Origin of the sequence: Bacteroides sp. AM16-13 (assembly GCF_003602705.1) — a bacterium.
In the GTDB taxonomy this organism is placed as follows: Bacteria; Bacteroidota; Bacteroidia; order Bacteroidales; family Bacteroidaceae; genus Bacteroides; species Bacteroides xylanisolvens.
The window spans coordinates 281,443-291,585 of the sequence record NZ_QTLK01000004.1 but is presented as its reverse complement, the minus strand read 5'-3'; the positions used below and the strand labels follow the sequence as shown (position 1 = coordinate 291,585).

The 10,143-nt window shown below is 32.1% G+C and carries 8 protein-coding genes; 1 reads left to right on the top strand and 7 read right to left on the bottom strand.

Translation table 11 applies throughout. The features are described 5' to 3' along the window. Positions 1–110 precede the first annotated feature (110 nt). The 5 genes from DW173_RS04840 to DW173_RS04820 all read right to left on the bottom strand — a co-directional run bounded on the left by DW173_RS04840 (position 111) and on the right by DW173_RS04820 (position 6,895). The gene (locus tag DW173_RS04840; RefSeq protein ID WP_120143919.1) at positions 111–1,436 is read right to left on the bottom strand and encodes a hypothetical protein; all 1,326 of its coding nucleotides are present in this window, start codon (positions 1,434–1,436) and stop codon (positions 111–113) included. Positions 1,437–1,443: 7 nt separating this feature from the next. Continuing rightward, positions 1,444–2,574 carry a hypothetical protein gene (locus tag DW173_RS04835; RefSeq protein WP_015532124.1) on the bottom strand — a complete coding sequence of 377 codons (1,131 nt, stop codon included), beginning with the start codon at positions 2,572–2,574 and terminating at the stop codon, positions 1,444–1,446. An 8-nt stretch (positions 2,575–2,582) separates the two neighbouring features. Then, on the bottom strand, positions 2,583–3,164 hold the full coding sequence (locus DW173_RS04830; RefSeq protein WP_275533092.1) for an acyltransferase: 582 nt from the start codon (positions 3,162–3,164) through the stop codon (positions 2,583–2,585). A gap of 738 nt (positions 3,165–3,902) precedes the next feature. After that, positions 3,903–5,279, bottom strand: coding sequence for an MAC/perforin domain-containing protein (locus tag DW173_RS04825; RefSeq protein ID WP_015532122.1), 1,377 nt, complete (start codon positions 5,277–5,279; stop codon positions 3,903–3,905). Between the two features lie 713 nt (positions 5,280–5,992). Beyond that, positions 5,993–6,895, bottom strand: a complete 903-nt coding sequence (locus DW173_RS04820) for an alpha-1,2-fucosyltransferase (protein WP_015532121.1) — start codon at positions 6,893–6,895, stop codon at positions 5,993–5,995. A gap of 138 nt (positions 6,896–7,033) precedes the next feature. On the opposite strand from DW173_RS04820, the gene DW173_RS04815 reads away from it, so the two are divergent. Beyond that, positions 7,034–7,900, top strand: a complete 867-nt coding sequence (locus DW173_RS04815) for a glycosyltransferase family 2 protein (RefSeq protein WP_015532120.1) — start codon at positions 7,034–7,036, stop codon at positions 7,898–7,900. Positions 7,901–7,909: 9 nt separating this feature from the next. Here DW173_RS04815 and DW173_RS04810 read toward each other — a convergent pair whose 3' ends face one another. Both DW173_RS04810 and DW173_RS04805 read right to left on the bottom strand, forming a co-directional pair. Next, positions 7,910–8,893, bottom strand: coding sequence for a glycosyltransferase family 2 protein (locus DW173_RS04810; RefSeq protein WP_015532119.1), 984 nt, complete (start codon positions 8,891–8,893; stop codon positions 7,910–7,912). A 213-nt stretch (positions 8,894–9,106) separates the two neighbouring features. After that, entirely contained in the window at positions 9,107–10,090 is a 984-nt protein-coding gene (locus DW173_RS04805) for a glycosyltransferase family 2 protein (RefSeq protein WP_015532118.1), read from the bottom strand. Between the last annotated feature and the right edge of the window lie 53 nt (positions 10,091–10,143).

Genomic DNA, 10,143 nt, shown 5'->3' with positions numbered 1-10,143 from the left:
TAACTCGCAATGAATTAGTTGCCTTAAATTTTATTATTTTAGGAATATCCCTAGCTATTTAATAGAACTTATCAACCTATTAAAAGAGTCATAAATTCATACTATTTTCATTATTGTTTATTTGCTTCTAAAATTTCATGATATCCTTCTTTGTCGGTCCCGAGCAAATCAAAATCATTCAACAAAGAGATCGTTTGGGCCAAATGCTTGGCTTCTGGAGATATCTTATGAGTAGATATAAATTTATCCAATTCTTTGATTGGAATAAACTCCAGGCATCTGGTTTCAATCTCTGCATCTTTAGCAAAACGATAACCATGAATAAAATCCTCCAATGTGAATGCCTCCGACAAGCACACTCGAACAAATGAACACACCTCAAATTCCAGTCTATTATCATTTCCAGCTGTACGGATGACACCCACATTTAAAAAAGTAATTTGAGATGTAGGGATACATTTTTCCTGAGTTTTTCTTAAAATCCCAAGTTCTTCACTTAACGCCCTCCTCAAACATGTCATAAGGTTTGGTTGATCATCCTCATCCGACTTGTCATCTTCCGTAAATGTCTCATCATAAGAAAAGTGCCAATACCCACCACTTTGGCAATTCTCCCCACGAAACCCAGTAACAAGTTCATCACCATTTCCTCGATCGATTATAACAAAACCTCCAACAGCTACTGAATTATAAAAAGGTCTTACTTGTGCCACATTTACATTAAAATCCGGAAAGCATGATTTAACTGGAATAGTAGCCAACGCATTATACAAATTAACAGTACACTTATATGTAAAATAGTCTGAATTATAAACAGAAATTTCACATTTATCATCCTCATCCACTCTCACATCATATATACCATATAGATATTTATTAAACCGCAGTTTCGCTTGATGCATTTCATGTATAAAAACATCAGCCGTCTCTTCAGAAAGCCTAGTTATAAATTCTGGGATTGAGTAATTTTCTCCTCTATAAGTCAATTGTTCTCCATAATACTTGCTAATATAATTATAAAGACTATTATGCAAACATTGATTTTTATTCTTTTTATATACTTTTCTAAATCCTAATTCCTCCAATTTCTTCTCTCTTGTTTCAGGAAATGGAATAATAAATTCGTCATCATTAATCTTATTAACCCGAAAATACTTATCCTCCAGACAAACATTATTAACAAGCACTTTATATTGGTCTTCCCGTATTATTTTAGATTGATATTTCTTCAAATTATACCTTTTCAAGAGTTTTTTTACAAACTTATATACAAGTGGAATAGATATTCCAAAGAGTAATGGTGCAAACAAATTATCCCAAAGCAAATTCCCAACAATATCAAAATGGGTAGTCACTGTTTGAACCTGCTCTAAAACAGGTTGGACTTGCACTATAATAGTATCATCAACAAGAGTATCTTTTAAATTTATGTTCATAGATAAGCTACTTATTAAATGAATAAAAACGATTATTATTCGCCCTTTGCCTGATATTAGCAGCATATGACAAAGCATGTTCTAAAGAACTGTCTTTATTGAATGCTTCTTGACGAATACTATCAAGAGTAAAATCCAGCCACACAGAGTCACTGTCAGAAAAGGGAGCAAGATTATCAACAAGTAATACACCTAGAATCTCGACATACAGGCCATCTAAATATGATATGGCAATATCTGTGAATTGCTGTTCTCTAACCTCTAAAGACGGCACTGCTTTACATAGCATTTCTTTTAACATCAGCCCGTTTACTTTAGTTCTAGAAGTTCTTATTATGCTTTTTAATGTAGTTTCTGAGAACAAAATTCCATATGAGAAACCTTGTTTTTTATTATAAAACAACTGATATTCTTTATTAACTTTCTTAGTACTTATGATAAAGCCATTTAAACTAACCTTAGTCATAAATCCAATCAACTCAGTCACCTCTTTTGTTGTATTTTCCAACCGTTTATTTGTCTTATAATTAATTTCAAATAAATCCGGATTCTTTCCTTGAAAATATAAGTACAATCGATCAATCAACTGAACTGTATCAGCAGTCATCCTAACTAAATCAAGCTCAAAAACTGAGGCTTCAAGGCGTTTTACAGAATTTCTCCCATTAATATAGTCTTTTCTACTTTTCCGAATATCATTAACCACATAAATATTACCCCCTGAATTCCTAAGCACCCCCGGCACTATTACAGTTCTAACAACTTCGTCAAGATTTATTTCCGGAAAATTAATATTAATATATTCTTTAATTAGCTCGAGCTTAGGTATTCTTTGACAATTTTGTGAGAACTCTTCCTCAAAATTATACTCATAGAGAGTTTTGTCTAATCGTATAGTTATTAAATCATCAATATACCCGCCATCATCATGATCAAAATAATCATGATGATCAATTCCGAATTTAACATTATCCTTATTGATATAGCCTCTTTTAAGATTTTGTCTGCGTTTATAATCTTTCCACAAAAACCTTGGATTTAACTTCTCTGTCAGTCTCCAAGTTACATAACTAAAAAAGATAGTTAAGCCCAGCTTAAATAGAGGAGTTTCCAAAAATTCTACAAGATAGTCAGTCATAGCTAATATTACTCAAAATATCTTATCACCTTTGCAGGATTCCCCATAACCAATGCATTTGCAGGGACATCTTTTGTTACAACTGAACCAGCAGCCACCATTGCCCATTCACCTATAGTAACACCACATACTATAGTTGCATTCGCCCCAATAGAAGAACCATACTTTAGAATAGTTTCGCTAACCTGCCAATCGCCCCCACTTTTCAATGTTCCATCTTTATTGATAGCTCTTGGATATTTATCATTTGTAAAAGCAACTGATGGACCGATAAAAACGCCATCCTCAATAGTCACACCACGTGGAATCATCACACTGTCTTGAATCTTAACCTTATCGCCTATCTTAACCCCCTCATCCACAAATATGTGGCGATGAATCTTACACTGACTACCGATAATAGCCCCTTTCAATATAATAGTACCCTCTTCGATAATGGTTTCAGCCCCTATTACAGCTTCCGGAGCAACATAGTTTGGAAATTTTAAATTGTACATAAAAACGGTATTACACCTATCGGCGGAATTAAATATTTTATTATTAATAAGTTGCGCACTATTACTGTCATTTAGCATAATAGAAGCACCCAAGTATTTAAATCCAACAGGCGTATACACAACTAAGATGCAATATTCGCAAATAATCTTGATATTTGCAAACTGTTTGTCAATAATTTAACGTGAATTCGATATAATGACAATAATTCTCTTATTGAATAATAAAACAATAGCAAAATATCAATTTTATAGTATTAACTATAGCTTTCAAAGGTGTTTTTATAGTTAATACTAACTATCCCGCACTCATTGATCAGCTTTACTGTTGCAATATTGAGCTATTATTCTCATGCTAACAGCTGTTTTATTACTTGTTTTCTTCACCTTATTAAGACAGAGCAGACGCATAAAGTACACCCCTAAGATTAGATGGCAAAAGGAATACGAAGTAAATTGCCGAATAAAACTAGCATTTTTTAGAAAAGCTGCAGGTTTCATTCGGCAATTAACCTCTGTCTACAATAACACATACATTTAAGCATGATTCTTATAATTAATCAACTCCATCAACAAATAATACAAAATCAGTAACTACATTTATAATAATTAAAGTTCATCAGTAATGTCGTCAATCATAATTTGTTCAATACTCCCAAAACGTTTGAATATGATTATACAAAATATTCAAAATACAATTGGTCGTCAAGTAGAAATTGAGCTTATAGGTATAGATAATCGTGAGAAAAAATGACCAATAGCAAAAGTTTATTATTGGCACTATTTACGTGTAACTATTTAAAGCATTCCCCGAATTCTCAAATTAGTAAAACTTTAATTTGCAGGATAGACATATCCAGATATAGATTTAGGAAGAAAATGCCAGCCATCATAGATTTGACTAACGGTCGGATCTGTTGATGTATAATGATTAATTAAATCATCATTATAGTATTCATATAAAGGTATCAAATTATCTCCTATATCTTTATATATATATCCAGATATAGATTCTGGCAATAATTTCCATCCTGGGAAATCTTGGTTTATAGTTGAAATGGTTGTGGTGTAATGATCAAAACTGTTATCACTATAATACTCATAAAAAGGAACTGTTCCATCATATCTTTTTTTAACGACATACCCTTCAACGCCACCATATTTCCAACCTGAATATTTTTTCTCTATATCAACTTGTGTGGTAGTATAATGATCCATGCGCTTTTGATTTACCTCATTGGGATTGTCATATACATATATATGCAATGGCAACAACTCTAACATATCTATTTTCGATTTCTCTATATGCTTAATCACAGCTGCTTTTATTACCTGCTTCTTTACAGGGTCAGATATAAACTCATAAATTGGATAAGTTTCCTTCCAATTAATCTCAGTCAAACAGGAATTTGCTAAAGATAATGATTTTTCCCAACTCAGTACATCAACACTTGTTGGCATACCCTTTTCTAAATCATATTTCAAATTTGTACCACTACCACCATAAAACATAACATATAATTCTTTATGTTGATTATCTTTTACTAAACTCTCATCCACAGTATCTATATGTTCCAAATTATAACTTACTCCGATTCCATCTAAAGTTGATTTAAATCCCGAACTCACAGTTCTCCTTTTTGTTGAAGCATCTCTTGCTTTAGTGATAACGGAACGAAAAATTAATTTATAACGTCCACCAATTATGATATCCGTTAGAACATGCGTACCATATCTTTCTACGATCCGATTGGGAGAAAGTCGCTCTAAGTCTTCCTTGAAACTATCTGATAAATATTGAGATAAGCGACTGATTTCATCATTAAAATAAATATGTTTTAGATTTCTAACTAAATCCAAACTAGCAAATGAATACTTACTTGAATAAGAATATTCTGTTTTCAAATAAGCATTATTAGTTATTGTATTTGAGAAGAATACTGTATCTTTTTCATTGCCATAACTCATTGTATATGTTGCCTTTGTTTCTGTCGTAATATTCTTCACATAATCAGCTGATGAATAGCCATAATACATTCGGTCATGTCCATAAGAAGCAGTACCAGACTCCAATCTTCCAGAATGGTCTTGCTTATACTTCTCTACATTCAAGACAGGACCTTTGACTGATAAAGGATGTAAATACTCATTCGTCACATCGTAACCATACCCTACTACATCAAACTTTTCATCACCAGCAGCTCTAGTCATTGTAGTCCATGAAACCACTGAAGTTGAATCGATTAAGAAGTCTTCAAGTTCCGAGCAAGAATAACAAATGGCTAATATAAAGCCAAAAACCAATAAATCTTTTTCATAACATTAATTTTAGAGTTAATAATCGTACAAGATAAAAAATATTATCATAAAACACGAGTTAAAATAAATGTTTGTAAACACAAAAGCCCCGACTGCACTTAGTCGGGGCTCATTCTTAATGAAATAAATAACGTATTGTCTCCCGTTCTCGAAAAGTTAGCAACTTTCCGCATAGAAATAATTCATTAATAGTTCCCATAAGCCCCAATATTTAAGTGAAAACCTTAGAACCCTATCAATGGTGTCAGCAAAGGTATTATACCACAATTTTTCTCATAAAACGATTTATTTCTGTGTTAGAAATTCAACCTAACGAGAAGATAAACAAAAGACTATGGGAAGAAAGGGTTAAATTGGTAGCAATTACAGCATAAGTGTTAATTAAAATTCAATAAACTATTGACCGTAACTAACCCCTAGTAAACCATATTCTCCATCTGAGGCCTGCCCAGTTATGACCTTACTTGTTTCTATTTATTTGGTAATCAAACTTCGTCCATATCCGAAGTATATGCCTAAAAAACAAGAATGACCAAGGTCTTAGGTTTACGGTAATTGTGACATAAGTGTTAATGAAATGTTTAACGAACTATTGTCCATATATACTATAGAAAAATCGGATTCTGAAATAATATTTTCCAATATTGCTGAGTCATGTCGTTACACAATATGACATATTTATCAGGAGTATCCGCCAACAAAGCTCCAAACTTACCCAAAGTCCCCTTTGTTGTAACTTGATGTTTACAATGAGCGATCAAATACAAATCCATATATCCCTTATCAGAGCCATTAATATCAACAACTTCTGCAGAATCTGCTATAGAAAGTTTTGGTAACAATTCAACCCTCACCCATTCGGGTTCATCGGAAAAGAAATAAAAATAAGGTTCATGTAATTTCTTCTTCAAAAAAAGAATTGCTTTCATAAAATAATCTAAAGATGCCGGTGCTCCATATGAAGAAACCTCCTCCCTTAAATCCCCTCTCCTAACATGTACAGCCACAGAATTGGGATGTGCAGCTATTTCATCACTCTTTTCCCTATTTACATCATCCAAAACACCATCAGACAATTTATACAAAGATTGAAAAGCTTCAAGCCACTTCAATGATGGAAAATGATAATAGCCTCCCAAATAAACCGGAGGCACAAAATCTAGAAAAGAAAAATCATTAGTACGAATAGCGCCGTCATTGCCGCCATAAAAATATTTCCTCTTATAAATATTAATTTCATAATCAGACGCCACTGCAAAGTCCAAATAAGGGAAAGCTTTTAAAATATCAAAATTTCTAACATATTCATTATTTATATCCGCCCCCCACTCTTTATAAAAAGCTAGATCATAGCAAACGGAGAATCCAGCTTTTACATACAAGTATCCCAACAAATACTGATGCATTTGAGAGCAAATCCCACCATCCATCATCACAATAATTTTTGGACGGATAATTTTCCAATCAATTAAATATCGATAGATATTTCTTTTCAGATCCTTCAACATTTATTCCAGTTCATTAACTTTGCACTATTTATACTGTGCAAAGATATACATCTTTACCATTGCATTAGTATAAAATCACAAGTATTTTATATACATTTGCAATATATATAATACATCAATTTTACATACCTGAGGAATATGAGCAGATTACTTATAAGTATTATTACTGTAAATTTCAATAATAAGCATGGACTTATCAAAACTTTGAATAGTATTAAAAGCCAAAAGTGTAATTCATTTGAGCATATTATTATTGATGCTAATTCAACAGATGAAAGTACAGACATTATAAAACAATATGAAAAAGAAGTAACATATCCACTTTATTGGACTTCAGAACCCGACAAAGGCATCTATGATGGTATGAATAAGGGTATAAAACAAGCCCACGGAGAGTATCTATACTTTCTAAATTCAGGGGATGTTCTTATGGATAGCACAATACTTCAGAAACTGCCATTAGACGGAAGCAAATATATTTACGGTAACATAAAATACGTATTATCAACAAGCTCTTATAGAAATATCAGCCCTGCGGCAACATTAGATATTATTTATCTTCTCAAAACAGCATTACCTCATCAGGCCTGCTTCATCCACCATTCATTATTCCAGACACAATTATACAATACGAAATATAAAATCATATCAGATTGGATACACACAATGAAAAGTATCATTTTTGAAGGATGTAGTTATAAACACATAGACATAACAATAGCAGAAGTTGATGGCACTGGAATTAGTTCAAATCAAGAGAAGTTAATGGAAGAACGAATAAAATGGATCAAAGAACAGTTTCCACAAGCCATACTAGACGCCTTGTCTGAATTGTACGAATACAAATATTCTGAATTAGGTTCACTTATTCCAACAATATCCCAAACCAAAAAATTCAAAAAAAGAATAAGAAAAATCGTTCTTCTACTTTTGAAAATTAACAACTTATTCTCTTCTAATAAAAGAAAAGAGAAAATGATATCTAAAATATGGGAGCCTTTTTGAAAAGTATTCTTAAATCTTTCCTTTCCTCACATAACGCATCAATTTAAAATTTCCAAACCAAGTAGAAAATCTATAAGCATCTATTACTTTACGTTCATAGTATTGTAATGAACACCCCAAATTAGGATAAAAGCACAAATCCTGAATTATTCTTTTCATTTCCTCACCTATATTATCAAATCGTCTCCACAAAATCATCATAAATGTATTCTTCAAATGGAAAAAGGCCAAAGATTCGCCCAATTCTTTTACCAAGCCTTTCTGTTTTATAGTATCCTCAATCCATCGAGAATAGGTTTTAAATTCTTCAAATTTTTCATCACTAAACACAGGAATACAAGACAAAGAAGATGGACGTTCATTATAATTTAAGATTGCCTTATTCAAGGAAACAATTTTTTTTGCCGCTAACACAATCTGAGTTGTCCATATCACATCCTCACCAAAGGAAATATGCGGCATTATATCTATAAGATTTTCTTGAAGCAAACTACGTTTTTGAAATTTAGACCACAAACTCCAATAAGCCTTCCCTAGTAATATCTCATTTAAATAGCCGACACCAGTTATCTGTTCAAATTGAAGTTTTCCCGATTCTCTTTTTACACCATTTTGTGCACAAAAACAAAAAGGGAAAGCAACAATATCAGCCTCCCAACTCTCTGCTTTTTCAACTAATAATTCTATCGCGTCATTAATCAAGATATCATCGCTATCTAGAAATTGAATATATTTACCTTTTGCAATATCTATCCCCATCTTCCTAGCTAAAGAAGGACCTTGATTTTGTTTTCTTTTGTAGAAAATACGATTATCACCATCTGCATACCGAGCTATAATCTCCGCACTTTTATCAGTACTTCCATCATCAATAAGAATAATTTCAAGCTCCTTATACGTTTGACTAATTACACTATCTATAGTAAATGCGATGTATTCTTCACTATTGTATACAGGGATTATCACAGAAACCAATGGAAATAACTGAATCATAAATTTCACCTTTTAGAAAACTACCATATCTTTTTGAGACACAAATTCAATCACTTCACAAAAGTAATACAAAATTAAAGAAGAGCATGTAAATTAAACTATAAAATATATCAAAGTTATGTATCTTGAAAAGACCAATAACTAAGGAATAACCAACGAATACTACAATAAGCAAAGAGATTTATACACCAAACATAAAATATCACATTTAAATTAGTGTTTACGATAATACTTCCAGTAACAAAGCAACCAACGATACGTTATTTTCCTAACGCGTTTATATATCCAACCATCTATTTCATCTGGAGATAAATAAAGCCATTTTTTCATTTTATGCCTCATATCTTTTATTTGTTTTCTATCTCTTATAAGCTGAGCTCCTTTCATAAAATCATCAAAACGACGAAAACAAGTCAATACAATTTGAAATATGACCTCTGCTCTTTGATGTTCAGAAAACAGTTTGTTTCTTTTTACAAACTCAATTCTCGGATATTCTGCCAAAAAAAAATGATATTGCTTGGTTGAATCAATAGAATGACATGTACTCCCTTCTCTTTGAAGATAATTATAATATTCACGATCAATCCATACTACTTTTTTGCTCAAAGCTACCCATTGATATACTACCGCATGATCCTCAAAAAACACTCCTTCAGGAAACAAGATGATATTAAATAAATCCCTTTTAAATAATTTAGTACATGGAGAGCTGCTTACTTTCTCACATATAATATCTTCTACCACTTCTTTTGACATTCGTTCTACCACCAATCCTGAATTCGTATAAAGATGTTCTATCCGACCATCTTCATATTCATAACAAAAGTTGCAATATGCTATATCCGCATGATAAGTTTCAATAGCGCATAGCAAATCCATATACATTCTTTCATTTATACAATCATCGCTATCAACAAAACCAATATATGGAGCAGATGCTATTTTAAGACCAGCATTCCTCGCAATAGAGGCACCAGCCTCCAGAAGATGAATAACCTTTATACGATTATCAATCCTGCCATATTCATCACATATATCAGATGATGTATCCTCCGACTTATTATCAACTAAGATTATTTCAATATCTTTCAATAATTGACTACGTACAGATTCAATACAACGCTTTAAATATGGAGCTGTATTATGAACAGGAATGATAACACTCACACGATATTGGCATTCTGTCTTTTTCATTCTAAATATATTTTATATATTATGCGAATCAGTAGTTGAAATCACTTGCTGAT